This window comes from Sphingomonas aurantiaca, assembly GCF_003050705.1.
Taxonomy (GTDB): Bacteria; Pseudomonadota; Alphaproteobacteria; order Sphingomonadales; family Sphingomonadaceae; genus Sphingomonas; species Sphingomonas aurantiaca.
This window is the reverse complement of sequence record NZ_QAOG01000003.1, coordinates 194,736-216,520: the sequence shown is the minus strand read 5'-3', so window position 1 is coordinate 216,520 and position 21,785 is coordinate 194,736. Positions and strand designations below refer to the sequence as shown.

At 67.4% G+C, this 21,785-nt stretch carries 25 protein-coding genes and 1 tRNA gene; 15 read left to right on the top strand and 11 right to left on the bottom strand.

Annotation, left to right across the window (positions count from 1 at the left end):
- Window positions 1–4 precede the first annotated feature (4 nt).
- Window positions 5–946: a 4-hydroxybenzoate octaprenyltransferase gene (ubiA, locus tag C8J26_RS09945; protein ID WP_107957779.1), complete on the bottom strand. Its 942-nt coding sequence runs from the start codon at window positions 944–946 to the stop codon at window positions 5–7.
- An 83-nt stretch (window positions 947–1,029) separates the two neighbouring features.
- On the opposite strand from ubiA, the gene C8J26_RS20440 reads away from it, so the two are divergent.
- From C8J26_RS20440 to C8J26_RS09935, 3 genes are all read left to right on the top strand, one after another.
- On the top strand, window positions 1,030–1,191 hold the full coding sequence (locus C8J26_RS20440; protein WP_167398814.1) for a hypothetical protein: 162 nt from the start codon (window positions 1,030–1,032) through the stop codon (window positions 1,189–1,191).
- A gap of 418 nt (window positions 1,192–1,609) precedes the next feature.
- A complete protein-coding gene (locus tag C8J26_RS09940; protein ID WP_107957778.1) occupies window positions 1,610–2,356 on the top strand; it encodes a 16S rRNA (uracil(1498)-N(3))-methyltransferase in 747 nt (248 codons plus the stop codon).
- Window positions 2,357–2,435: 79 nt separating this feature from the next.
- Window positions 2,436–3,824, top strand: a complete 1,389-nt coding sequence (locus C8J26_RS09935; RefSeq protein ID WP_107957777.1) for a glutamate--cysteine ligase — start codon at window positions 2,436–2,438, stop codon at window positions 3,822–3,824.
- Between the two features lie 110 nt (window positions 3,825–3,934).
- On the opposite strand, the gene C8J26_RS09930 is transcribed toward C8J26_RS09935, so the two are convergent.
- Window positions 3,935–5,209, bottom strand: coding sequence for a methyltransferase family protein (locus C8J26_RS09930; RefSeq protein ID WP_107957776.1), 1,275 nt, complete (start codon window positions 5,207–5,209; stop codon window positions 3,935–3,937).
- A gap of 118 nt (window positions 5,210–5,327) precedes the next feature.
- Between C8J26_RS09930 and C8J26_RS09925 the strand changes: the two genes are divergently transcribed.
- Window positions 5,328–5,401, top strand: a tRNA-Gly gene (locus tag C8J26_RS09925).
- Between the two features lie 49 nt (window positions 5,402–5,450).
- On the opposite strand, the gene C8J26_RS09920 is transcribed toward C8J26_RS09925, so the two are convergent.
- From C8J26_RS09920 to groES, 5 genes are all read right to left on the bottom strand, one after another.
- Complete coding sequence (locus C8J26_RS09920; protein ID WP_167398813.1) at window positions 5,451–5,891, bottom strand: helix-turn-helix domain-containing protein; 441 nt, start codon at window positions 5,889–5,891, stop codon at window positions 5,451–5,453.
- A gap of 20 nt (window positions 5,892–5,911) precedes the next feature.
- Window positions 5,912–6,442, bottom strand: coding sequence for a hypothetical protein (locus tag C8J26_RS09915; protein WP_167398812.1), 531 nt, complete (start codon window positions 6,440–6,442; stop codon window positions 5,912–5,914).
- Window positions 6,405–7,352: a sigma factor-like helix-turn-helix DNA-binding protein gene (locus C8J26_RS09910; protein WP_107957773.1), complete on the bottom strand. Its 948-nt coding sequence runs from the start codon at window positions 7,350–7,352 to the stop codon at window positions 6,405–6,407. The genes C8J26_RS09915 and C8J26_RS09910 overlap by 38 nt, the downstream gene beginning before the upstream one ends.
- Before the next feature lie 438 nt (window positions 7,353–7,790).
- Window positions 7,791–9,434, bottom strand: a complete 1,644-nt coding sequence (groL, locus tag C8J26_RS09905) for a chaperonin GroEL (protein WP_056416355.1) — start codon at window positions 9,432–9,434, stop codon at window positions 7,791–7,793.
- Window positions 9,435–9,554: 120 nt separating this feature from the next.
- A complete protein-coding gene (gene groES, locus C8J26_RS09900) occupies window positions 9,555–9,842 on the bottom strand; it encodes a co-chaperone GroES (RefSeq protein ID WP_055873868.1) in 288 nt (95 codons plus the stop codon).
- Window positions 9,843–10,301: 459 nt separating this feature from the next.
- Here groES and sppA point away from each other — a divergent pair, with 459 nt between their 5' ends.
- Together sppA and C8J26_RS09890 are read left to right on the top strand one after the other, a co-directional pair.
- On the top strand, window positions 10,302–12,254 hold the full coding sequence (sppA, locus tag C8J26_RS09895) for a signal peptide peptidase SppA (protein WP_107957772.1): 1,953 nt from the start codon (window positions 10,302–10,304) through the stop codon (window positions 12,252–12,254).
- Window positions 12,254–12,838, top strand: a complete 585-nt coding sequence (locus C8J26_RS09890; RefSeq protein ID WP_056416349.1) for a GNAT family N-acetyltransferase — start codon at window positions 12,254–12,256, stop codon at window positions 12,836–12,838. The genes sppA and C8J26_RS09890 overlap by 1 nt, the downstream gene beginning before the upstream one ends.
- Window positions 12,839–13,073: 235 nt before the next feature.
- Here the strand turns inward: C8J26_RS09890 and C8J26_RS09885 are convergent, their stop codons facing one another.
- Window positions 13,074–13,727 (bottom strand): trimeric intracellular cation channel family protein, encoded by a 654-nt coding sequence (locus tag C8J26_RS09885; protein WP_107957771.1) that lies wholly within the window; start codon window positions 13,725–13,727, stop codon window positions 13,074–13,076.
- A 161-nt stretch (window positions 13,728–13,888) separates the two neighbouring features.
- Here C8J26_RS09885 and C8J26_RS09880 point away from each other — a divergent pair, with 161 nt between their 5' ends.
- From C8J26_RS09880 to C8J26_RS09870, 3 genes are all read left to right on the top strand, one after another.
- Window positions 13,889–14,194: a glycine zipper 2TM domain-containing protein gene (locus C8J26_RS09880; protein ID WP_055873880.1), complete on the top strand. Its 306-nt coding sequence runs from the start codon at window positions 13,889–13,891 to the stop codon at window positions 14,192–14,194.
- A 119-nt stretch (window positions 14,195–14,313) separates the two neighbouring features.
- The gene (locus tag C8J26_RS09875; protein ID WP_056417236.1) at window positions 14,314–14,739 is read left to right on the top strand and encodes an OsmC family protein; all 426 of its coding nucleotides are present in this window, start codon (window positions 14,314–14,316) and stop codon (window positions 14,737–14,739) included.
- Window positions 14,740–14,846: 107 nt separating this feature from the next.
- Window positions 14,847–15,443 (top strand): glycine zipper 2TM domain-containing protein, encoded by a 597-nt coding sequence (locus C8J26_RS09870; protein ID WP_056416343.1) that lies wholly within the window; start codon window positions 14,847–14,849, stop codon window positions 15,441–15,443.
- Window positions 15,444–15,499: 56 nt separating this feature from the next.
- On the opposite strand, the gene C8J26_RS09865 is transcribed toward C8J26_RS09870, so the two are convergent.
- Window positions 15,500–15,721 carry a hypothetical protein gene (locus C8J26_RS09865; RefSeq protein WP_107957770.1) on the bottom strand — a complete coding sequence of 74 codons (222 nt, stop codon included), beginning with the start codon at window positions 15,719–15,721 and terminating at the stop codon, window positions 15,500–15,502.
- 108 nt (window positions 15,722–15,829) lie between these two features.
- Between C8J26_RS09865 and C8J26_RS09860 the strand changes: the two genes are divergently transcribed.
- The 3 genes from C8J26_RS09860 (at window position 15,830) to C8J26_RS09850 (ending at window position 18,541) form a co-directional block, all read left to right on the top strand.
- Entirely contained in the window at window positions 15,830–16,561 is a 732-nt protein-coding gene (locus C8J26_RS09860; protein WP_244185245.1) for a hypothetical protein, read from the top strand.
- 307 nt (window positions 16,562–16,868) lie between these two features.
- Window positions 16,869–17,243, top strand: coding sequence for a fluoride efflux transporter CrcB (gene crcB / locus C8J26_RS09855; RefSeq protein ID WP_055873893.1), 375 nt, complete (start codon window positions 16,869–16,871; stop codon window positions 17,241–17,243).
- On the top strand, window positions 17,240–18,541 hold the full coding sequence (locus C8J26_RS09850; protein WP_107957768.1) for an RluA family pseudouridine synthase: 1,302 nt from the start codon (window positions 17,240–17,242) through the stop codon (window positions 18,539–18,541). Before crcB ends, C8J26_RS09850 begins: the two co-directional genes overlap by 4 nt.
- A gap of 263 nt (window positions 18,542–18,804) precedes the next feature.
- Here C8J26_RS09850 and C8J26_RS09845 read toward each other — a convergent pair whose 3' ends face one another.
- Window positions 18,805–19,302 (bottom strand): DUF1440 domain-containing protein, encoded by a 498-nt coding sequence (locus C8J26_RS09845; RefSeq protein WP_107957767.1) that lies wholly within the window; start codon window positions 19,300–19,302, stop codon window positions 18,805–18,807.
- Between the two features lie 113 nt (window positions 19,303–19,415).
- Here C8J26_RS09845 and C8J26_RS09840 point away from each other — a divergent pair, with 113 nt between their 5' ends.
- From C8J26_RS09840 to C8J26_RS09830, 3 genes are read left to right on the top strand one after another with little or no spacing between them, the layout of a single operon-like run.
- Window positions 19,416–20,087 (top strand): HAD-IA family hydrolase, encoded by a 672-nt coding sequence (locus C8J26_RS09840; protein WP_107957766.1) that lies wholly within the window; start codon window positions 19,416–19,418, stop codon window positions 20,085–20,087.
- Window positions 20,084–20,302, top strand: a complete 219-nt coding sequence (locus tag C8J26_RS09835; RefSeq protein ID WP_107957765.1) for a hypothetical protein — start codon at window positions 20,084–20,086, stop codon at window positions 20,300–20,302. Before C8J26_RS09840 ends, C8J26_RS09835 begins: the two co-directional genes overlap by 4 nt.
- On the top strand, window positions 20,299–20,979 hold the full coding sequence (locus C8J26_RS09830; RefSeq protein WP_107957764.1) for an ATP12 family chaperone protein: 681 nt from the start codon (window positions 20,299–20,301) through the stop codon (window positions 20,977–20,979). The genes C8J26_RS09835 and C8J26_RS09830 overlap by 4 nt, the downstream gene beginning before the upstream one ends.
- A 123-nt stretch (window positions 20,980–21,102) precedes the next feature.
- Here C8J26_RS09830 and gmk read toward each other — a convergent pair whose 3' ends face one another.
- Window positions 21,103–21,753, bottom strand: coding sequence for a guanylate kinase (gene gmk / locus C8J26_RS09825; protein ID WP_031394372.1), 651 nt, complete (start codon window positions 21,751–21,753; stop codon window positions 21,103–21,105).
- Window positions 21,754–21,785: the final 32 nt, after the last annotated feature.

Here is a 21,785-nt window from a genome sequence, read left to right as displayed (position 1 = left end):
CGACTTAAGGATGCAGCGTCGTGCCGACAACCACGCAGGCCAGGAACATGAGCAGTCCGGCGAACCGGTTCGCGCGGAAACGCGCGAGTGCGGCGGTGCCTGCCCCCTCCTGCGTATCGGGTTTGAGCGTGACGACCTGCCAGCCGAGGTGGAGCGCGACGGGGACGAGCGCGGCGATCGCGAGCGGATCGGGGCGGACGGTCCAGAACGCTGCGGCCCAGAACGCGACGGCGGCGATGTAGAAGATCCCGACGCCGGCCTTCACATGCGTCCCCATGCGGAGCGCCGACGAGCGGATGCCGATCATCGCATCGTCCTCGCGGTCCTGTAGCGCGTAGATCGTGTCATAGCCGATCACCCAGGCGATCGAGCCCGCGTAGAGCAGCCACATCGGTGTATCGAGCGACCCTGCGATATCGCTCCAGCCGACGAGCAATGCCCAGGAGAAGACAATCCCGAGCCACGCCTGCGGCCACCAGGTGATGCGCTTCATGAACGGATAGGCGGCGACGGGGGCGAGGCTGGCGAGCGCGACGATCGCGGCGAAGAAGGTGAGTTGCAGCAGGACGGCGAACCCGATCAGGCAGAGCAGGACGAGCCAGATCCAGGCGAGCTTGATCGAGACGAGCCCGCTGGGGATCGGCCGGGCCCGCGTGCGCGCGACCTGCGCGTCGAGGTCGCGATCGACGATGTCGTTGAACACGCAGCCCGCGCCGCGCATCGCGATGCTGCCGAGGAGGAGCCAGAGGATGAGGTCCCAACGCTGCACCGCGCCGCCGGCGAGCGCGACGCCCCAGGCGCCGGGCCAGAACAGCAGCCACCAGCCGATCGGCCGATCGAAGCGCGCGAGCAGTGCGAGGCCGCGGAGCGTCGGCGGGAGGCGGCCGACCAGCCCTCGGTGTTCGCTGTCGGGGACGATTTCCATGGGCGCGGGCTGGGTCTGCATGGCGGAGGCGTAGGAAGACGGCGTTTGGCGCGCAAGCCTTTGCCGGGTAGGGTCGAGGAAGTGGCGCGTTCGGACCCTCTCACATGATCGGCCTTTCGGTCGCGGTCGGCCGCTTCGTCGAGGCGTTGTTCTGGGGGATCTTCCGTGTCGCCGGGGCGGTTGCGGGGGTGCTGATCCTTGGCGTCGTCGCGGCGGTGCTGACGTGGGTGGTGGCGCGGAAGATGTGGATGCGCCGCAAAGGCTGAGGTGTCAGTCTCGGTGGATAAGGCCGTTGAGGGCCGATAATTACGCCCCGTTCGCCAAGTGGCTGATCTGAAGAACCATCGGCCTGAACCTCACTCGCCCGTCATCCTGACGAAAGTCAGGATCCAGAGTAACGGACGGCGCGCTCATGGCTCTGGATCCTGACTTTCGTCAGGATGACGGAGCTTGGGGGTGGACCGCGCTTGCCGGGAACCATGGGTTCGCGCGTTGGACGGTGACGACCAGCCATCGTCCCCTCCTCCATCTGCGCTGCCCACGCCTCGCGCCCGGCAAGTCCAGATAGCCGCCGTTCGTGATCCTCCCCCACCAGGGGGTAGGATTGAGACGCGAACTATTGCGGCACGAGCGTCACCATTGCGGCCCCTCCCCGTGCCAGTGCGGATTTGCTAGGGCACTCGCATGCCCGCAACCCCCGCCTGGCCGCCGCAGTCCACGCCGCGCCTCTTCGTCGATACGCCGCTCGCGATCGGTCCGCTTCCCGTCGATGGCCCCGCCGCGCATTATCTCGTCGGGGTGATGCGGATGAAGATCGGCGATCCGGTGAAGCTATTCGACGATCGGACGGGCGAGTGGCTTGGCGTCGCGTCGAGCGTCGGCAAGCGCGATCTGGTGCTCGACGTCACCGAACTGCTGCGACCGCGCGAGGACGTGCCCGATCTTTGGCTGTGCGCCGCGCCGCTGAAGAAGGGCCGCGTCGACTGGATGGCGGAGAAGGCGTGCGAGCTGGGCGTGGCGCGGCTGCAACCCGTCGTCACGCGGCGGACGATCGTTGACAAGCCCAATACCGAGCGGCTGCGCACGCAGATGATCGAGGCGGCCGAGCAATGCGGGCGCACCGCGCTGCCCGAGGTGACCGAGCCGGTGAAGCTTGCCGCGCTGCTCCGCGACTGGCCCGAGAATCGCGCGCTGTTCTTCGCCGACGAGACCGGCGGCGTGCCCGCGCTGGAGGCGATGCGCGCGCGACCGGGGCCGGCGGCGATCCTGATCGGGCCGGAGGGCGGCTTCGATACCGACGAACGCGAGGCGATCCGCGCGCACCCGCAGGCGGTCGGGATCGGGCTGGGCCCTCGCATCCTGCGGGCGGAAACCGCAGCGGGCGCGGCCATCGCGCTGTGGATGGCGGCGGCGGGCGATTGGCGCGGATAACTAGGCCGGGGCGCAATACCCTACCGATTGGTCCGAATCCCCCCTAGCGGGCTCGTTCATCGCCGCGTAAGGCGCGGCAATGACGACGATACCCGCTCCGAAAAAGACCAGCCCGATGATCGAGTCGCGCGACCAGTTGATCGCCAGCTTCGCAGCCGGCGAAAAGCCCAAGGACGCATGGCGGATCGGCACCGAGCACGAGAAGTTCGTCTATGCGAATAGCGACCATCACGCGCCGTCCTATGACGAGGCGGGCGGCATCCGCGCACTGCTCGGCGAGCTGGAGCAATATGGCTGGAAGCCGGTCATGGAGGGCGGCCCCGATGGTACGCAGAACGCGATCGCGATGTCGGGCGCGGACGGCAGCATCAGCCTGGAGCCCGCGGGTCAGTTCGAGCTGTCGGGCGCGCCGCTCGATAGCCTGCACGAGACCTGCGCCGAAACCGGGCGGCACCTCGAACAGGTGAAGGCGGCTGGCGAGAAGCTCGGCATCGGCTTCCTCGGGCTCGGCATGTGGCCGGACAAGACGCGCGCCGAACTGCCGACGATGCCCAAGGGGCGCTATGCGATCATGCTGCGGCACATGCCGCGTGTCGGCAGCATGGGCCTCGACATGATGCTGCGGACCTGCACGATCCAGGTGAACCTGGATTATGCGTCCGAGGCGGACATGGTGAAGAAATTCCGCGTCGGCTTGGCGCTGCAGCCGCTCGCGACCGCGCTGTTCGCGAACTCGCCGTTCACCGAGGGCAAGCCCAACGGCATGCTGTCGTATCGCAGCCATATCTGGTCCGACACCGATCCGCATCGCACCGGCATGCTGCCGTTCGTGTTCGAGGATGGCTTTGGCTATGAGCGCTATGCCGAGTACGCGCTCGATGTGCCGATGTACTTCGTCTACCGCGAGGGCAAGTATATAGACGCCGCCGGGCTGTCCTTCCGCGATTTCCTCAAGGGCGAATTGTCGGTGCTGCCGGGCGAGAAGCCGACGCTCGACGACTGGACCGATCACCTGTCGACCGCCTTCCCCGAGGTGCGGCTGAAGACCTTCCTCGAGATGCGTGGCGCCGATGGGGGTCCTTGGAACCGGATCTGTGCGCTGCCGGCCTTGTGGGTCGGGTTGCTGTACGATCAGGGTGCGCTCGATGCGGCATGGGATCTGGTCAAGGACTGGTCGATCGACGAGCGCCAGAGCCTGCGCGACGGCGTGCCGAAGCTCGGCCTGAACGCGCCGATCGCGGGCGGGGGCACGCTGCGCGATATCGCGGGGCAGGTGCTCGACATCGCCGGCGCAGGGCTGTCGGCGCGCGCGCGGTTCAACCGGGCGGGCGACAACGAGACCGGCTTCCTCGATCCGCTTCGCGAGATCGTCCGCAGCGGCAAGGTGCCGGCGGAAGTGCTGCTCGACAAGTATCGCGGCGTCTGGGGCGGCGACGTCTCGAAGGTGTACGACGAGTCCAGCTTCTAACGTCTCCCCTTCCGCTCGCGGGAGGGGTCGGGGGAGGGCTTGGCCGCAGGCGCTTCGGGCACGGCGTGGGTCAGCCCCTTCTCTAACCCCTCCCGCAAGCGTGAGGGGAATTAGCCGCGCAGTTTTGCGAACAGCCGCGGGACGAGGCCGTGGTGCGCCATCCACGCGTCATAGGCGCGATAGGCGGGGTCGAGCTTCAGATGGCGCTCCTCCGTCTTGGCGCGCCAGTAATAGACGCCGCTCACCGCACCCATCAGCAGTGTCGCGCGGGTCGCGTCGACCATGCTGCCGAGCGTCAGTACGGGGATGGTCGACAGCCACCAGAACAGGTTCTTCGACAGATACGCGGGATGGCGCGACACCGCATAGGGGCCGTGCGTGAGAATGCCGCGGTTGGTGAGGTTGGAGAACCGGAAGCCGAACGCCATCGTCGCCCAGGCATAGATCGCGGTCAGCCCGACGAGGATCGCGCCGATCAGCGCGAGCGCGATCGGATGCCCCTGGAACCAATAGGCCCAGTCCGACGTGCCGGGATGATAATCGAGCGGACCGCCGGGGGTCATCAGGATGAACGGCGGATAGCACATCAACGCAGGCAGCCACGCCGCCGCGAACGGGTTGGCGCTGCGGATGTGCGAATCGAGCGGGCGGAACGTCAGCAGATAGCCGACCGTCGCGAACGCCACGTCGATCAGGAACATCAACGTCACCAGCCAGCTCGACAACGCGACCGGGTCGTGGAGCACGGTCGCGACATCGCCGCGGACGAACTCGCCGAACCCCGGCGGCACGATCGCCAGCATGAACGCGAGGAAGAACGTCTTCACCCCCCAGGCGCGCAGATGGCCATAGATCGCCTCGGGCTCCACCCCCGCCTGCCCGGTCATCCAGGCCCCGAGATGCCAGGCGCCGTCGCGCGGATCGACGAGATAGCGGTCGATCCAGAGGACATAGGGGATTGATACGACGAACAGGATCGGCGCGGCGTTGGTGAAGCACCACATCGCAAATGCGAAATTGCCCTGCCAGTAGAACCGCCCGGCGCCATAGATCACCGCGATCGCCGCCCATGTCGCCCATAACCCGGCAAGCTTGGTGAGGCTCAGGTCGAGCGTCTCGCGCCATGGCTTGCCCGCCGACCAGTCGATCCCGGTGGTCGGGCTCCGATGGACCTTGTCGACGATCAGCGACCAGAGGATCATCGGCAGGCCGCACGCGGCGACGTTGGTCAGCGCCGAATAGGGCCCGTCCATCCCGTAATGCCGCGCAAGCCCGATCCAGGCCAGCACGCCGACCAGCCCCGACAGCCCCGCCCCATGGCTGACCGCGGATTTCGGCCGGGGATCGGGGGCGGTGGAAACGGCAATCGCGGGGTCGTGATCCATGCCCGGGGACTAGCGCATAATGGTAATGAAGCCATGAAGCATGTGCGCAAGCCGCCACACGGACGCTTGCGCCGGGCGCGCCGCGACGCTAGTTCCTGCGCTCGCTTCGACGCGTCGGGCGGGTATAGTACAATGGTAGTACAGCAGCCTTCCAAGCTGAATACACGGGTTCGATTCCCGTTACCCGCTCCAAGTCGCGCTTAGCGCGCCCCCGACCGCATCGCGCTTCGGGCCCCGGCCTTCATTCCGCGATCAACGGCCCCAACAGGCTTGCCATCCGCCGTCGGCCCAGCGTCGTCAGGCGGACGTGCGAGCGGCGTCCATCGCGTTCGTCGCGGGTCCGTTCGACCAGGTCGGCGTCCTGTAACATCGTCAGATAGCGTAGCGCGGTGGCCGAGGGCGCACGCGCGCCGATACAGACCGCCGACACGCTGAGCTGGCGATTCTCGTGCTCCGAAATGAACAGATCGAGCAGGATGTCCCAGGCGGGCTCGGAGAAGAGCGAGATACCGAGCAGGTCGTCGCGCATCTTGCGGACGGCATAGAGTCGCTTGGCAATCTCCACCAACGCCGTCGACGAGGCCGTACCGGACGCCGGATCGACGGCAGGCAGGCTCAGGACGGGAAGGTACGTCAGATGCTTGGTGGCAGGCACGGGCACAACGGCAATGGTGTAAGTCATAGACGTCTTCCGATTATGCGTCATCGCAGGGTCGGATCCTGGCGACTCCAGTCGAGATCCCAGCCACGGGCCCGGATCCTGCGCGAGTGCCTGACGGTCCCGATCACGAGAAGCAGGACGATGGGATAGCTCCAGGCGGCGGAGAGGACGGCATGGACGAGCCGGATCACGTCGGGGCTGATCGCACGGGTCAGGTGCGCGCCCGTCCCCAGCGCGTGGAGCGCGGTGGCCCAGGCCGGCCAGAACCGATCGGCCTTGAGCGTAATCGTGATCATCACCGCCAGCAAAATGAGGTCGACGATCATCACGCCGCCTTCCAGACCCACGAACAGGACCGGGATATTGCGCTGGACCAGTCCGGTCGACACCGCTGCAAGCAGCAGTGCCAGTCCCGTCAGGCGCTCCGGTGCGCCGCCTCGCAGCAGGGCATAGGCCGACGCTGCCGCCTGTATCGTGTAGAACAGCCAGACCCGATCCAACTCCACCCCCCAAAGCTGGACCGAAACCGGCCGTTCAGGCCACCGCTGCCAGGCGAACCGGACCGTCGGCACGCAGCGCGCCTTCGTTCGGCGGGCATTCGGCGGTATCGCCATAGCCGTAGAACTGGCCGAGACCGATCTCGGCGCGGACGTCGACCAGTGCGCGATGCGCCTCGACGAAGCGTTGGCGCGCGTTGATGATGTCGAGCGAGGCCTGAGACAGCATCTGCAGCGCCAGCACGCCGGTGCCGACGGGCAGGTTGGCGGCGACCCGCTGCTGCAACAGCGTCGAGACACAGGATGCGGCGAGCATCGCGGCATGATCGACCGCAGCCTCGGCTTTCAGGAAATCGGTCGTGACCTTGTCGGTCGCATCGCGTCGCTGCTTCAACATCGTCGTTCTCCCCGAAGGCACCATCGTCGCGGTACCGTGTACGGGAGCGCTGCGGTCTCGGTTCGATCGCAACAGGTTGGTCAACGTCATCGCCATGTTGATGAGCGCCATCGACGTGACGGCGATCAGGCCCATGAGCGCGATCAGTCGGACTATCCTGTCGCCAACCGAAAACCGATTGCGCGCCACCCCTGTCGATCCGCTAGCTCCGGACAGGCCAAAGAAGCGGCGAACAAGCCCCCACGGCTCGATCTGCCTCACGTCTGGCGTGTCGGCGGGGGGGCTGGGAACGTCGATTGGTTCGGATGGTAGCCGTTCGTACGTCGGCGCCTGACCGACCGTCGCGACGAAATCGCGGGGCGGCACGACGCCGTCGACCTCGCCGCGCTCGTGCTGCTGCAGCTGGCGGGCCGCCTCGAACCGGGTGGCGACACCCAGGATCTGGATCGCGCGCTCGATCCGCTTGTCGATCGCGGACGGCGACACGCCGACCAACGCCGCGATTTCCTTGGAATTATGGTGCGTCAGTACCAGCCGCAGGCAGGTGCGCTGGGCTTCGGTCAACTGATCGATGCGTCCTGCGGTCATGCCGTGATGGTAGCGTGATCACCGTCCGCTTGCACCTATTGTGTCACCGGCGGGAAATGGCGCCCGGTGGCTGGCGGCGCCGCGTGGCGGGGACAATCAAATCAATATGGTAGGAAGATTTCCGCGAACGCGGGGGTCGGGTCGGTGGTGATCGGCCGCGTGGGAGGCTTGCGGGGCATCTGCAAATTGTAAAAATCTGCGAAAAGAGGCTTTATTGCAGCGACTCGGTATCGGAGCGTCGCGATGCTTGGTGGGATACGCGCCGCTGACGCACGAAAGGCCGGGGGTTGCGCCCCGGCCCTTTGCTTTGGTCGTCTTGGTCGGAACGGAGGACCGGCAAAGCCGGCCCTTTTCGTCGGACGGGACTGGCGGCGAAGCCACCAGCCCGCCGGCCGTTCTGATTTCGTGGCGGGGCCAGCATGCTGGCCCCGTCCGAAATCAGAAGTCCATGCCGCCCATGCCGCCCATGCCGCCGCCGCCCATGGGCATGGCGGGCTTGTCTTCTGGCATCTCGCTCACGGCCGCTTCGGTCGTGATCAGGAGGCCTGCGACCGATGCTGCGTTCTGCAGCGCGGTGCGGACGACCTTGGTCGGATCGATCACGCCGGCTTCCACCAGGTTCTCGTAGGTGTCGGTCGCGGCGTTGAAGCCGATGTTCGAGTCGTTGCCGTCGAGCAGCTTGCCCGAAACCACCGCACCGTCATGACCCGCATTCTGCGCGATCTGGCGAACCAGAGCCGTCAGCGATTTCCGCACGATGTCGATACCGCGCGTCTGGTCTTCGTTCGCACCGGTCAGGCCGTCGAGGACCTTGGTCGCGTACAGCAGCGCCGTACCACCACCGGGGACGATGCCCTCTTCGACGGCTGCGCGGGTTGCGTGCAGTGCGTCGTCGACGCGATCCTTGCGCTCCTTGACTTCGACTTCCGACGAACCGCCGACCTTGATCACCGCAACGCCACCGGCGAGCTTGGCGAGACGCTCCTGGAGCTTCTCCTTGTCATAGTCGCTGGTCGTGTTCTCGATCTGCTGACGGATCGCTTCGGTGCGGCCCTTGATCGAGTCATGATCGCCGGCACCGTCGACGATGACGGTGTTGTCCTTGTCGATCGTGACGCGCTTGGCGGTGCCGAGCATGCCGAGCGTGACGGTCTCGAGCTTGATGCCGAGGTCTTCCGAGATCATCTCGCCCTTGGTCAGGATCGCGATGTCCTCGAGCATCGCCTTGCGACGATCGCCGAAGCCCGGTGCCTTGACCGCTGCGACCTTCAGGCCGCCGCGCAGCTTGTTGACGACGAGCGTGGCGAGTGCCTCACCCTCGATGTCCTCGGCGATGATCAGGAGCGGACGACCCGACTGAACGACGGCTTCCAGGATCGGGAGCATCGCCTGCAGGTTCGACAGCTTCTTCTCGTGGATCAGGATGTAGGGATCCTGAAGCTCGACGGTCATCTTCTCGGGGTTGGTGATGAAGTAGGGCGAGAGATAGCCGCGGTCGAACTGCATGCCTTCGACGACGTCGAGCTCGAATTCGAGACCCTTGGCCTCCTCGACGGTGATCACGCCTTCCTTGCCGACCTTCTCCATGGCTTCGGCGATCTTCTCGCCGACTTCACGGTCGCCATTGGCCGAGATGATGCCGACCTGCGCCACTTCCTTCGAACCCGAAACCGGCTTCGAACGCGCCTTGACGTCCTCGACGACCTTGACGACGGCGAGATCGATGCCTCGCTTCAGATCCATCGGGTTCATGCCCGCTGCGACCGACTTCATGCCCTCGCGGACGATGGCCTGCGCCAGGACCGTCGCGGTGGTCGTGCCGTCACCGGCGATGTCGTTGGTCTTCGAGGCCACTTCGCGCAGCATCTGCGCGCCCATGTTCTCGAACTTGTCCTTGAGCTCGATTTCCTTGGCGACGGTGACGCCGTCCTTGGTGATGCGCGGTGCGCCGAAGCTCTTGTCGATGACGACGTTGCGGCCCTTGGGGCCCAAGGTCACCTTGACCGCGTCGGCGAGGATGTCGACGCCGCGGAGGATGCGCTCACGCGCGTCACGACCGAATTTTACGTCCTTGGAAGCCATGTCAGCTGCCCTTTCGATGGAGTGAAGTATAGGAAGTGCAGACGCTGGCGCGGATCTCGCGGCCAGCCTTTCTCGGCCCGTTCACGTCAGCAAAAGCCGACGTTTCCGAGCCCGTCGGGGTCAGCCGACGATGCCGAGAATGTCCGATTCCTTCATGATGAGGAGATCCTCACCGTCGACCTTGACCTCGGTGCCCGACCACTTGCCGAACAGAACCTTGTCGCCGGCCTTGACGTCGAGCGGGGTGATCGTGCCGTTCTCGGCGCGGGTCCCGGTGCCGACGGCGACGACTTCGCCTTCCTGCGGCTTTTCCTTGGCGGTGTCGGGGATGATGATGCCGCCAGCCGTCTTCTCTTCGGCTTCGAGGCGCTTCACCAGCACGCGATCATGCAACGGACGAAAGTTCATGGGGTCCATGTCCTTTTGGGATTGTGACAGATTTCTGGCACTCAGGGAGCCCGAGTGCCAACACCCGGCATATGTGGACGCTCGCGACCCATGTCAAAGGTTCCCGTAGAGAAAATTTTTCCTACCGGCGTGGGTTTCGGGCATCGTGCCGAGGGGGCTGCCGCGCGGACGCGGCAGCTGGCCGAGGGCTGCCGGTCTCCTGCGTTCGTAGGCGAACAGTGGCGGATACGCCTTCCCCTTCCCCCCCTTCTCCTCTGCTCCCCTTCCGCTTGCGGGAGGGGTCGGGGGAGGGGCGTGTCCAGGCGGCGCGCTGGTGGAACGCCCCTCCCCTAACCCCTCCCGCAGGCGGGAGGGGGACTGGGTGGCGCTCGGGGGGAGCCAGGGACTTGAACCAGCCCTGTGTTGGCCTCGTAATACAGGCCATTTACGAAGGCCTGCGGTTGCTCTAGCTCTCGTGCCATGACCGATACCGCTGCGCCGTCCTACACCCCTGCCCCGTCCTACACCGATCCGGCCCGCCCCCCGCGGCGGAAATGGCGGCTGGTGCGCGGGGTGTGGAAGCTGCTCGTCGCGATCAAGGACGGCCTCGTCCTGCTCGCGATGCTGCTGTTCTTCGGGCTGATCTTCGCGGCGCTCAACGCGCGGCCGGGGACCAAGGCGATCAAGGACGGTGCGCTGGTGCTCGACCTGAACGGGTCGATCGTCGAGCAGCCCGAGGAGCAGGCCGCGTTCGCCGCGCTGTCGGGGCAGAGCACGACTCGCCAGTTCCGGTTGCGCGACGTGGTGCGCGCGATCGACACCGCGCGCACCGATGGCCGCGTGAAGGTCCTCGTGCTCGATCTCGACAGCTTTGGCGGGGCCTATCCCGCGGCACTGGGCGAGGTCGGCGACGCGCTCGCGCGGGTGCGGGCGAGCGGCAAGCCGGTGCTGGCCTATGCGACCGCGTACACCGATGGCGGCTATCGCCTCGCCGCGAATGCGAGCGAGGTCTGGGTCAACCCGATGGGCGGCACGATCTTCATGGGGCCGGGCGGCAACCAGCTTTACTACAAGGGCCTGATCGACAAGCTGGGCGTCAACGCGCACGTCTACCGCGTCGGCCGCTACAAGTCGTTCGTCGAGCCGTACACGCGCGCCGACCAGAGCGAGGACGCGAAGGCGGCGAGCACTGCGCTGTACGGGACCCTGTTCTCGCAGTGGCGCGAGGCCGTCGCGAAGGCACGTCCCAAGGCGCAGATCGCGCAGTTCATGACCGCGCCCGACAAGGTGATCATCGCCGCGAACGGCAACATCGCCGAGGCCAATCTGCGCGCCGGAATCGTCGACAAGCTCGGCGACCGGATCGCGTTCGGCCGGCGCGTGGCCGAGATCGCCGGGTCCGACGACAAGAAGCCCGCGGGCAACTATGCCAGCATCACCTACGACACCTGGGTGAAGGCGAACCCGCTGCCGACCGGCGGCGACTCGATCGGCGTGCTGACGATCGCCGGCGAGATCGTCGACGGCGAGAGCGGCCCCGGCAAGGCGGCGGGCAAGACGATCGAGAAGGCGGTGCTCGACGGGCTGGCCAAGAAAACGCTGAAGGCACTGGTCGTGCGCGTCGATTCGCCGGGTGGATCGGTGCTGGCGTCCGAGCAGATCCGGCTCGCGATCCTCGAGGCCAAGCGACAGAAGCTGCCCGTGGTCGTGTCGATGGGCGGTCTGGCAGCGAGCGGCGGTTACTGGGTGTCGACGCCGGCCGACGTGATCTTTGCCGAACCCGGCACGATCACCGGCTCGATCGGCATCTTCGGCGTGGTGCCGACGTTCGAGAACGCGCTCGCCAAGATCGGCGTGACCAGCGACGGCGTGAAGACCACGCCGCTATCGGGCCAGCCCGACATCACCGGCGGGACCACGCCGATGTTCGACGCGATCGCGCAGGCCGGCATCGAGAACGGGTATCGCGCGTTCGTGAGCCGGGTCGCCGCGTCGCGGAAAATGACCCCCGCACGGGTCGACGAGATCGGCCAGGGCCGCGTCTGGGATGGCGGCACCGCGCGGCAGATCGGGCTGGTCGACCGGTTCGGCACGCTCAAGGACGCGATCGACGAGGCCGCCAAGCGCGCCAAGCTCGATCCGGCCAAGGTGCATGCGGAATATCTCGAAAAGAAGCCGGGCTTCCTCGCGACGATCGCGCAGGATTTCGGCAATGACGGCAGCGATGACGACGCGGGCGGCGGCGATGCGTTCGCGCATGTCGCGGCGGACCGTCGCCAGATGCTCGCGCGTGCGGTCGGCGACATGAAGCGGCTCGCGACCTCGGGCTCGGTCCAGGCGCGCTGCCTCGAGTGCGGCGGGATGGGGCCGACGACCGCCGGCTTTAGCGACGCCAAGCTGCTCGACCTGCTGCTGGCACGGATCGGGTTCTGATGGTCGCCGCCTCTGCAAACGGGGGCGGCATCGTCATCCGCGCCGCGGTTCCCGAGGACGCGGCGTCGATTGCGGCGATCTACGCGCCGCACGTGCTGGTCGGGACGGTCTCGTTCGAGACCGACGCGCCCGATGCACGGCAGATGCGCGCGCGGATGGCGGCATCGGACGGGCTGTATCCGTGGCTGGTCGCGACGATCGGCGCCGAGGGCGGCGTGCTGGCGTTCGCCTATGCCGCGCCGTTCCACAAGCGCGAGGCGTACCGGTTCGCGTGCGAGACCACGGTCTATGTCGCGGACGCGGCGCAGCGCCAGGGCGCGGGGCGGCTGTTATACGAGGCGCTGATCGATACGCTGCGCGCGCAAGGCTTCACCCAGGCGATCGGCGCGATCGCGCTGCCCAATGATTCGTCGATCAAGCTGCACGAGGCGGTCGGGTTCCGGCGCGCGGGCGTGTACCGCGAGGTCGGGTACAAGAATGGCCGGTGGATCGATGTGGGGCATTGGCAGTGCCAGCTGAACGACCCCGCGGTGCCGCCGGTCGAGCCGCGGCGGTTTGCGGATGTCGGCGTGGTGCGGGGGTGATTCCTTCGCCCGTGCTTCAGGCGGTCGCAAACGCCTGCCCCACCCCGGCGAAGGCCGGGGCCCAACTGGAAAAGTTGGAGTAACGGATCGCTACGCACATCAGCTAGGTCTCCCATTTGGGCCCCGGCCTTCGCCGGGGTGGGGTGCAGGTCGGTAGCTTTACCACCGCTTAGAGATCAGGCTGATGAGCGGGGTCAGACACCTCTGCTCTCCTTGTTCTACACAACGGGTGCGGTTAGCGCCGCCCCCCGTATGCCGGGAGCGCGAGGTGGAAGCGGATTGCGGCGGCGCGGAGCGTGAAGCCCGCGCTGGCGGCGATCACCGCGGCCCAGGACAGGGGCGTGCCGAGCAGCACCAGACACACGTAACTCGCCGACGCGAGCGCCGCCGCGGTCACGTACAGTTCGGGCCGCATCAGGATCGAGGGTTCGCCCGCGAGCACGTCGCGGATGATGCCGCCGACGCACGCGGTCATCACGCCCATCAACGCCGCGGGCACGGGGGGTACGCCGTAACCGAGCGCCTTTGCCGCGCCATAGACCGCATAGGCGGCCAACCCGACCGCGTCGAACCAGCCCAGCGCCTCGCCCTTCCACCAGCGTTCGGGCGTCACCCAGATCAGCAGCGCCATGCTGAGGCACACGCTCGCCGCGCGCGCGTCGTGCACCCAGAAGACCGGCGCGCCGATCAGCAGGTCGCGCACGGTGCCGCCGCCGACGCCGGTGATGAGGCCGAAGAAGACGAGCGTCACGAAGGTCTGCCCGCGCTTGGCCGCCGCCAGCGCGCCCGACGCGGCGAACACCGCGAGGCCGGCAAGGTCGAACCAGGGCGCCGCGACCGGCAGGAGCTGGGCGGGCAGGATCTCGACGGGCAGCGGGACGGGCAACATCGGGCCGGCGTAACCGCCCGGACCTACAGCGTAAAGCACAAGGCCACGCGACGGCAGCCCGATGCTGTACGAAGATGAACGGGGTGTTGTTTTTGGTTCATGCAACCGCGGCTATGGTGTCCTCGTTACAGCATCAGATCAATTCACTAGGGAGTTCCAACATGCGTAAACTCATTCTCGCTCTCGGCTGCAGCGCCATGGTCCTGCCGACCGTCCTGATCCCGGTTTCGGCTGCGGATGCGCGCGATCGTCGCGAATGGCGTGGCCGCGACGGCCGCGTCTATTGCAAGAAGAGCAACGGCACGACCGGCACGATCATCGGCGGCGTCGGCGGCGCGCTCCTCGGCCGCACGGTCGACACGCGCGGCGACCGTACGGTCGGCACGCTGGGCGGCGCGGTCCTCGGTGGCCTTGCCGGTCGCGCGATCGACAAGGGCACGAGCAACAACAATCGTCGTTGCCGCTAACACGCATCACTGACTGTCAGCGGCAAATTCGATGCCGCTAATTCGGTCGTCATGCGTTGGGAAAGGGCGTCGCGGGAAACCGCGGCGCCTTTTTTCTTGTCCAGACGAAGGATCCCATGATGACCACACGCAGCGGTTCGGCAAAGTATGAAGGCCTTGGCAAGAGCGGCAAGGGTCATGTCTCGACGCAGTCGGGCGTGCTCTCGGACAGCCCCTACGGCTTCAACACGCGGTTCGAGAACGAGCCGGGCACCAACCCCGAGGAACTGATCGCGGCGGCGCATGCGAGCTGCTTCACGATGGCGCTGAGCTTCGCGCTCGCGGGCAAGGGCTATGAGGCGGGCACGCTCGAGACCTCGGCAAAGGTCACGCTCGACAAGGACGGCGACGGCTTCAAGATCACCAAGTCCGCCCTCACGCTGAACGCCAAGGTCGAGGGTATCTCGAAGGACGAGTTCGAGGCGATCGCCGCCGACGCCAAGGCGAACTGCCCGGTGTCGAAGGTGCTCAACGCCGAGATCACGCTCGAGCATAATCTCGCCTGATACCAACGTCGTAAGGCTTTCGGCCGGCTGAACGCGGTGTAGTTTGCGGTTCACGCAACTCCCGCTTTGGCCGGCCGTTCTTTGCGCATCGAGTCAGGAGACGAACAATGCGTATTGCCCTTCTTTCGGCAGCCCTTGCCGCCACGGCGTTCGGCGCGATCCCCGCGACCGCGCAATCGACGGTCCGGGGCGCCAACCGCGAATATAACGACCAGGTCCGCGACGCGCAGCGCGACTATCGCCGCGACGTGCGCAACGCCGATTCGCGCGGCGACGTGCGCGATGCGCGCCGCGAGTATCGCGAGGAGGTGCGCGACGCGCGCCAGGATCGCCGCGGCGACATTCGCGACATCCGCCGCGACAATGGGCGAAACGGCAATTGGCAGCAATATCGCGGCTATGACTATAACCGCTACGAGCGGGGCCAGCGCGGCTATTTCGCCGACCGCTATTATCGTGACGGGCGTTATTACCAGGAGCGCCGCCTGGGTCGCAACGACCGCATCTATCGCGGCGGCAACGGGCGCTATTATTGCCGTCGCAACGACGGCACGACGGGGCTGATCATCGGTGGCCTGGCGGGTGGTGCGCTGGGCAACGTGATCGCGGGCGGTGGCTCGCAGTTGCTCGGCACGCTGATCGGTGCGGGCGGCGGCGCGGTGCTCGGCCAGTCGATCGATCGCGGCAACGTGCGCTGCCGCTGATCCGGTATCGCTAGTCCGACGGAAGGGCCCGGTGGAAACGCCGGGCCCTTTTTACGTCAGATGATGCCGCCGCCAAGGCTGAGGCGGAGCGCGAAGATGATGATCAGGACGATGTTGAGGTTGCGTCCGCTGCTGCTCGACGAGAGCGCACCGACCGCCGCGCCGACGATCCCGATCGGGATGACGAGCCAGTTCATCCAGCCGAGCAGCGGAATGAAGGCGACGAGGCCGAGCACCAGGGTGACGAGGCCGATGAGGATGGAGACGAGGTTCAGCATGAGCGGAACATGGCGGTGGGCAGGCGCCGGAGCAAGATCATCCGCGCGCAAGCCGGGGCGGCGCGTAAAACGCTTTCTTCACCGTCGTTCGCGCATAGGATGGCGGTGATGAGACTTTCCTGCCGCCCCGCCCTGATCCTTTTGCCGCTCGCGCTGGCGTCGTGTGGACGGTCCTCGACCGACCAGCAGGATCTCAACAGCCTCGATGCCGAGCTGACCAACGGATCGGCGCGCGATCCGGCGCTGACATCGGCGCTTGGCGGGCAGATCATGGTCGATCCCCGGCTGGCGCAATCGTCCAACACCGATGCGGTGCGGCCGCCGACGCAGCCGGAAGGCGCCGCCGTGCCACCCGAGGGGCCGCTCAAGCCCGATCCGGTCGACCCGAAGACGTTGCAGCGCGCGCCGGCGGCGTCGAACGACTGCCCCGAATGCAGGACGGCGAACGGTGCGCTGACGCTAGGCGCGCTGGCCGAGCGGCAGAAGACCCCGGATGCGGGCGTGTGCGCGCAGAAGATCGGCTATTCGGCGGGATGGGCGAACCGCTTGCCCGCGGACCTGCCGCTCTATCCGAGCGCGCGGTTGACCGAGGCGGCGGGCGCGGATCGTGACGGCTGTCGCCTGCGCGTCGTGAGTTTCGCGAGCAGCGCGCCGATGCAGAAGATGCTCGATTATTATTACACGCGCGCGCGGGCGGCGGGGTATTCGGCCGGGCATAGCACTGACGGGCGGCAGCATGTGCTGGGCGGGGTTCGGGGGAACGACGCTTACGTGGTGTACGTGACCGCTCGGGCTGGCGGCGGGAGCGATGTGGATATGGTGTCCAACGCTGGTCGGTGAACCGCTGCTCTTGAAACGCACCGCCCCGGCGGAGGCCGGGGTCCAGTTGGGGGGACGACGCTAACGAAGCGCGGTCCTTCGTTACGGCGACTTTTCCACCTGGGCCCCGGCCTTCGCCGGGGTGGTCGCGTGGTGGTGCAGCGTCGCCCTCTCCTCTCCTTGTTCTCCCGCGAAGGCGGGAGCCCAGGCTGGGTCCCCGCCTTCGCGGGGAAACAGTTAGAGCGGACCGAAGCGTCACGCGCACCACCAAGCGCCCTCCCCTAACCCCCACCTTTCCGTTCGGCGCGATTCGCGCTAGGGCGCGGCGATGTTTCCCCTTCTTTATGTCATGGTCGGTGGCGCGGTCGGTTCCGGCGCGCGCTATCTGACCGGTCGCGCGATGACGGCGCTGCTCGGGCCCGACTATCCGTTCGGTACGCTGGCGGTGAACCTGATCGGCGGGCTGTTGATGGGCGTGCTGGTCGGCGTGCTCGCGCGGAACACCGCGTCGGAGGCCTGGCGCCTGCTACTCGCGGTCGGCGTCCTGGGCGGCTTCACGACGTTTTCGAGCTTCTCGCTCGACGTCGTCACGTTGATCGAGCGGGGCGCGATCGGCGTCGCGTTCGGCTATATTCTCCTTTCGGTGATCGGCTCGATCGTCGCAGTATTCGCGGGTCTCACCGCAGTAAGGGCCATCGCATGACCGCGGGCAAGAACGATAGCGACTCCGGCTTTCGGGAGTTCAACGTCGGGTTCGACGATGACGGCATCCGGCTCGACCGGTGGTTCAAGCGGCATTTGCCCGACACGAGCTTCACGACGGTGGCGATGTGGGCGCGCACCGGCCAGCTGCGCGTCGACGGCGCGCGTGCGACTCCGGGCGACCGGATCGCGGCGGGCCAGATGCTCCGCGTGCCGCCGCCCGAGGCCGACAAGGCTGCGGCCGACGTCGACAAGCCCAGGCGGGTGCGCGAGCGCGTGATCCTGTCGGACGAAGAGACCGAGCTTGCGCAGTCCATGGTCATCCACAAGGATTTCCAGGCGTTCGTGCTGAACAAGCCGCCGGGGCTCGCGACTCAGGGCGGCACCAAGACGACGCAGCATGTCGACGGGCTGCTCGACGGGCTCCAATATGACAATGAGGGCCGGCCCAAGCTGGTCCACCGGCTCGACAAGGATACGTCGGGCGCGCTGCTCGTCGCGCGCACGTCGCGTGCGGCGGCGTTCTTCGCAAAAGCGTTTTCGGGCCGCACCGCGCGGAAAGTGTATTGGGCGCTGGTGGTCGACGTGCCGTCGATCGAGGACGGCATGATCGAGCTGCCAATCGGCAAGCAGCCGGGTACCGGCGGCGAGAAGATGCATGTCGACGAGGCCGAGGGCGCGCCCGCGCGGACGCGCTACCGCGTGATCGAGCGCGCGGGCAACCGCGCGGCGTGGGTCGAGCTGCAGCCGTTTACCGGGCGCACGCACCAGCTGCGCGTGCACATGGCGGCGATCGGGCATCCGATCGTCGGCGACGGGAAATATGGCGGCGCGGCGGCGTTCCTGACCGGCGGGATCTCGCGGAAGATGCATCTGCATGCGCGGCGCATCAAGGTTGATCATCCCGATGGCGGATCGATCGACGTGACCGCCGGGCTGCCGACGCATTTCGAGGAAAGCCTGAAGCAGCTGGGCTTCGACGAGAAGCTCGGCGATGCGCTGCAGCTCGACGAGAAGACCGCGCCGACGCGCGAGCAGATGAAGTCGCGGGCGAAGGCGCATGCGAAGTCGGTTCGGAAAGAGCGTAAAGGTGAGCGGCGTGGGCGCGGGGTTGTCGAGGACAAGAAGCCGGCTGGCGGTAAGCCGGGGGCGCCCAAGACGGGCGGGCCTCGGACGGGGGCCGGGTCGACGTTCGGGGCGCCGCGGAGTGGGCCTCGGGTCGAGGGTGCCAAGCCCGGCGGCCGGGGGCGTTCGGGGGGGAAGCCGAGTGGGCCGCGTACCGGGCCGGGTTCGCGCTGATTCAGCGGAGCGATCGGGCCACCCTACTGACACCACCCCGGCGCAGGCCGGGGCCCAGTTGGAGAGGTTGCGGTAACGGAGCGATGCCCGCCGTTAGCACCGTCCCCCAATTGGGCCCCGGCCTTCGCCGGGGTGGGGTGGTTGTTGGGGCAGCGCCCCACTTGTTCCCCCGCGAAGGCGGGGGTCCAGGGCCGCGATCGTCGGCTCTGCTTGATTCCTGGGCCCCCGCCTTCGCGGGGGAACCAGATGGGCCGAGTACCGGCTTACCGCATCCACCCCCGCAGCAACCGCCGCACGCCTTCGGTCACCGTGCCGAACACGATATGCGACGCGACGCTGTACAGATGCGTCGACGGCGCGGTCTTCCAGGGGGCGTCGCCCAAGCCCACCGCGGGCACTGCCGCCTCGTCGAGCAGCGCGGTGTTCGCCAGCGCGAACGCGGTGCCGTAGCCTGCCGTCACCGCCGGGCGATATTCCGCCGCGACCGCGTAGACGACCCCCAGCCCTGCCCCGAGCGCGTAATGCACCGCCTGCCCGGCGAGCGGCTTGCGATCGTCGGGGACCTCGTGCCCGACCACCGCCTGAGATACCTTGTCCGCCGCCTTCTCGGTCGCGGGTTCCGCGTCGCTGTCCGACGACGACAGCGCGGCGACGCCCGCCTGGAAGCGATCCATCACGAACGAGGCGGCAAGCCCCGCGACCAAGCCTGCCGCAGCGGCGGCCCAGATGTTCGGGGCGGTGTCGGTCGGTGTTTGCGCCATCGTGTATCTCCAAAAGCCTGTGAGACGAACCGTCGAGGACGAGGCGCGTTCCGGTTTGGCGTTCCCTCGTTCGCCCGGCTGATCTACGAGGCGGGGATGCGTTGGAAAATCTCATGATCCGCCTTGCCGTGTTCGATTGCGACGGCACGCTCGTGGACAGCCAGGCGAATATCTGCGTCGCGTGCGAGCGGGCGTTCGAAAAGGCCGGGCTCGTCCCGCCGCCGCGTGGCGACATCCGCCGGATCGTCGGGCTCAGCCTCGTCGAGGCGATGCAGGTGCTGCTGCCACAGGCCGACGATGGCCTGCACCGCTCGCTCGCCGCCGACTACAAGGCCGCGTTCCATGCGATGCGGGCGAGCGGCGAACTGGCCGACGAGCCGTTGTTCGAGGGGATCGCCGACGTGCTGACGACGCTGGCCGACGACGGCTGGGTGCTCGGCGTCGCGACGGGCAAGTCCGACCGTGGGCTCGCGCATATCCTTGCCGCGCATGGGATCACCGATCGGTTCGTGACACTGCAGACCGCCGACCGCCATCCGTCGAAACCCGATCCGGCGATGCTGTTCGCGGCGATCGCCGAAGCGGGCGCGACTGCGGCGACCACCGCGATGATCGGCGATACGAGCTTCGACATGGCGATGGCGCGCGCGGCGCGGGTGCGCGCGGTCGGCGTCGCCTGGGGCTATCACGCGGTCCACGAATTGTCGGATGCGGGGGCGGACGTCGTCGCGACCGCGGTACCCGAGTTGCTGCACATGGTCGCGGATTCGAGGACGCGGCCATGACCGACGTCGAAAAACTGGCGCAGCGGCGCTGGTTCGTGCTGGTCGTCGTGCGGATGGCGGGGGTCGCAGGCGCGTTGCTCGGGCTGATCCTGATCGCGCGCGCGCATGATATGGGACCGAAGATCCTCGGGACGGCGATCGTGCTGTCGGCGATGGCGATGATCGCGACGGTGCCGCGCAGCCTGGCGCATCGCTGGCGGAGTCCACCCCAATGAAGCGGTTCTGGAAAGACGTTGCGATCGATGCGGATCGCGTGGTGACGCTCGACGGCAAGCCGGTGCGGACGCCCGGGCGGCGGCCGCTGGCGTTGCCGACCGCGGCGCTGGCCGAGGCGGTCGCCGACGAATGGCGCAGCGTCGGCGAGACGATCGATCCGCGGACGATGCCGCTGACGGGGCTCGCCAATGCGGCGACCGATCCGATCGCGAACGATCCGACGCAGTTTGCCGCGCGGCTTGCGGCCTATGGTGAGAGCGACCTGCTCTGCTACCGCGCCGACGGGCCGCCGTTGCTCGTCGAGCGGCAGGCGGCGGCATGGGATCCGCTGCTCGACTGGGCGCGCCGCCGGTACGACGTCACGTTCGCGGTGACCGCGGGGGTGATGCACGTCGCGCAACCCGACGCGACGATCGCGCGGCTGCACGAGGCGGTCGCGGCGTATGACGATTTCCGGCTGGCGGGACTGTCGCCGGTGGTGACGCTGACGGGATCGCTGGTGATCGGGCTGGCGCTGATCGAGGGCCGACTCGACGCGGATGCGGCCTGGGCGGCGGCGGGTCTCGACGAGGACTGGTCGATCGAGATGTGGGGCGAGGACTGGCAGGCGGCCGAATTGCGTGAACTCAAGCGCCAGGAGTTCGCGCGCGGCGTGGCGTTTCTGGGGATGCTCTGACGGCTACTCGCCCAAATCGCCGTTACCCCAGCGAACGCTGGGGTATCCTGCTTGGCGAGCGCTGCGGCCCGAACAGGGAGATCCCAGCTTTCGCTGGGATGACGGATGGGGCTGCTATTCGCCTCAGCGGGTCAGGCGGCGGATGAAGCCGATCAGGCCGGTCTGGCGCGAACGCTTCAAGCGCTCCGCGGCGAGGATCGTCTTCACACCGCGGATGCAGCTGTCGACGTCGTCGTTGACCAGGACGTAATCATAGCCGTCCCAGTGGCTGACCTCGTTCGCGGCGCGCGACATGCGCGCGTCGATCACCTCGGTCGAGTCGGTGCCGCGGCTGGTGAGGCGGCGGTGGAGTTCTTCCATCGATGGCGGGAAGATGAAGACGCGGACGACGTCGCCGCCGGCGATCTGGAACAGCTGCTGCGCGCCCTGCCAGTCGATGTCGAACAGCACGTCCTTGCCCGCGGCCAGCATCTCCTCGACCTGCGCGCGCGGGGTACCGTAGCGGTGGTTGAAGACGTGCGCCCATTCGAGGAACTCGTCCTTCGCGACCATGTCGCGAAAGCCCTCGAGATCGGTGAAATGGTAATCCTTGCCGTCGACTTCGCCCGGGCGCATCGCGCGGGTCGTTACCGAGACCGACATCTCCAGCTCATGCTCGTCTGCGAGCAATCTGCGTGCGATGGTCGACTTGCCGGCGCCGGAAGGCGAGGACAGCACGAACAGGACTCCGCGGCGACGGAAACCATGCGGGTCGGACGGAAGTGTGTGGGGCATGCGCGCCCTTGCCGCGGACAGCGCATGGGCGT

What these genes read in the sequence shown, in the direction of transcription:
- C8J26_RS09870 (WP_056416343.1), top strand. Translation starts at nt 14,847, where the DNA reads ATGCGTATTGCCCTTCTTTCGGCAGCCCTTGCCGCCACGGCGTTCGGC.
- gmk (WP_031394372.1), bottom strand. Translation starts at nt 21,753, where the DNA reads ATGCCCCACACACTTCCGTCCGACCCGCATGGTTTCCGTCGCCGCGGA.
- C8J26_RS09880 (WP_055873880.1), top strand. Translation starts at nt 13,889, where the DNA reads ATGCGTAAACTCATTCTCGCTCTCGGCTGCAGCGCCATGGTCCTGCCG.
- C8J26_RS09885 (WP_107957771.1), bottom strand. Translation starts at nt 13,727, where the DNA reads ATGTTGCCCGTCCCGCTGCCCGTCGAGATCCTGCCCGCCCAGCTCCTG.
- C8J26_RS09930 (WP_107957776.1), bottom strand. Translation starts at nt 5,209, where the DNA reads ATGGATCACGACCCCGCGATTGCCGTTTCCACCGCCCCCGATCCCCGG.
- crcB (WP_055873893.1), top strand. Translation starts at nt 16,869, where the DNA reads ATGTTTCCCCTTCTTTATGTCATGGTCGGTGGCGCGGTCGGTTCCGGC.
- C8J26_RS09865 (WP_107957770.1), bottom strand. Translation starts at nt 15,721, where the DNA reads ATGCTGAACCTCGTCTCCATCCTCATCGGCCTCGTCACCCTGGTGCTC.
- C8J26_RS09935 (WP_107957777.1), top strand. Translation starts at nt 2,436, where the DNA reads ATGACGACGATACCCGCTCCGAAAAAGACCAGCCCGATGATCGAGTCG.
- C8J26_RS09890 (WP_056416349.1), top strand. Translation starts at nt 12,254, where the DNA reads ATGGTCGCCGCCTCTGCAAACGGGGGCGGCATCGTCATCCGCGCCGCG.
- C8J26_RS09850 (WP_107957768.1), top strand. Translation starts at nt 17,240, where the DNA reads ATGACCGCGGGCAAGAACGATAGCGACTCCGGCTTTCGGGAGTTCAAC.
- C8J26_RS09920 (WP_167398813.1), bottom strand. Translation starts at nt 5,891, where the DNA reads ATGACTTACACCATTGCCGTTGTGCCCGTGCCTGCCACCAAGCATCTG.
- C8J26_RS09845 (WP_107957767.1), bottom strand. Translation starts at nt 19,302, where the DNA reads ATGGCGCAAACACCGACCGACACCGCCCCGAACATCTGGGCCGCCGCT.
- C8J26_RS09830 (WP_107957764.1), top strand. Translation starts at nt 20,299, where the DNA reads ATGAAGCGGTTCTGGAAAGACGTTGCGATCGATGCGGATCGCGTGGTG.
- C8J26_RS09875 (WP_056417236.1), top strand. Translation starts at nt 14,314, where the DNA reads ATGACCACACGCAGCGGTTCGGCAAAGTATGAAGGCCTTGGCAAGAGC.
- C8J26_RS09840 (WP_107957766.1), top strand. Translation starts at nt 19,416, where the DNA reads ATGATCCGCCTTGCCGTGTTCGATTGCGACGGCACGCTCGTGGACAGC.
- C8J26_RS20440 (WP_167398814.1), top strand. Translation starts at nt 1,030, where the DNA reads ATGATCGGCCTTTCGGTCGCGGTCGGCCGCTTCGTCGAGGCGTTGTTC.
- groES (WP_055873868.1), bottom strand. Translation starts at nt 9,842, where the DNA reads ATGAACTTTCGTCCGTTGCATGATCGCGTGCTGGTGAAGCGCCTCGAA.
- C8J26_RS09835 (WP_107957765.1), top strand. Translation starts at nt 20,084, where the DNA reads ATGACCGACGTCGAAAAACTGGCGCAGCGGCGCTGGTTCGTGCTGGTC.
- sppA (WP_107957772.1), top strand. Translation starts at nt 10,302, where the DNA reads ATGACCGATACCGCTGCGCCGTCCTACACCCCTGCCCCGTCCTACACC.
- C8J26_RS09910 (WP_107957773.1), bottom strand. Translation starts at nt 7,352, where the DNA reads ATGACCGCAGGACGCATCGATCAGTTGACCGAAGCCCAGCGCACCTGC.
- C8J26_RS09860 (WP_244185245.1), top strand. Translation starts at nt 15,830, where the DNA reads ATGAGACTTTCCTGCCGCCCCGCCCTGATCCTTTTGCCGCTCGCGCTG.
- ubiA (WP_107957779.1), bottom strand. Translation starts at nt 946, where the DNA reads ATGCAGACCCAGCCCGCGCCCATGGAAATCGTCCCCGACAGCGAACAC.
- C8J26_RS09940 (WP_107957778.1), top strand. Translation starts at nt 1,610, where the DNA reads ATGCCCGCAACCCCCGCCTGGCCGCCGCAGTCCACGCCGCGCCTCTTC.
- groL (WP_056416355.1), bottom strand. Translation starts at nt 9,434, where the DNA reads ATGGCTTCCAAGGACGTAAAATTCGGTCGTGACGCGCGTGAGCGCATC.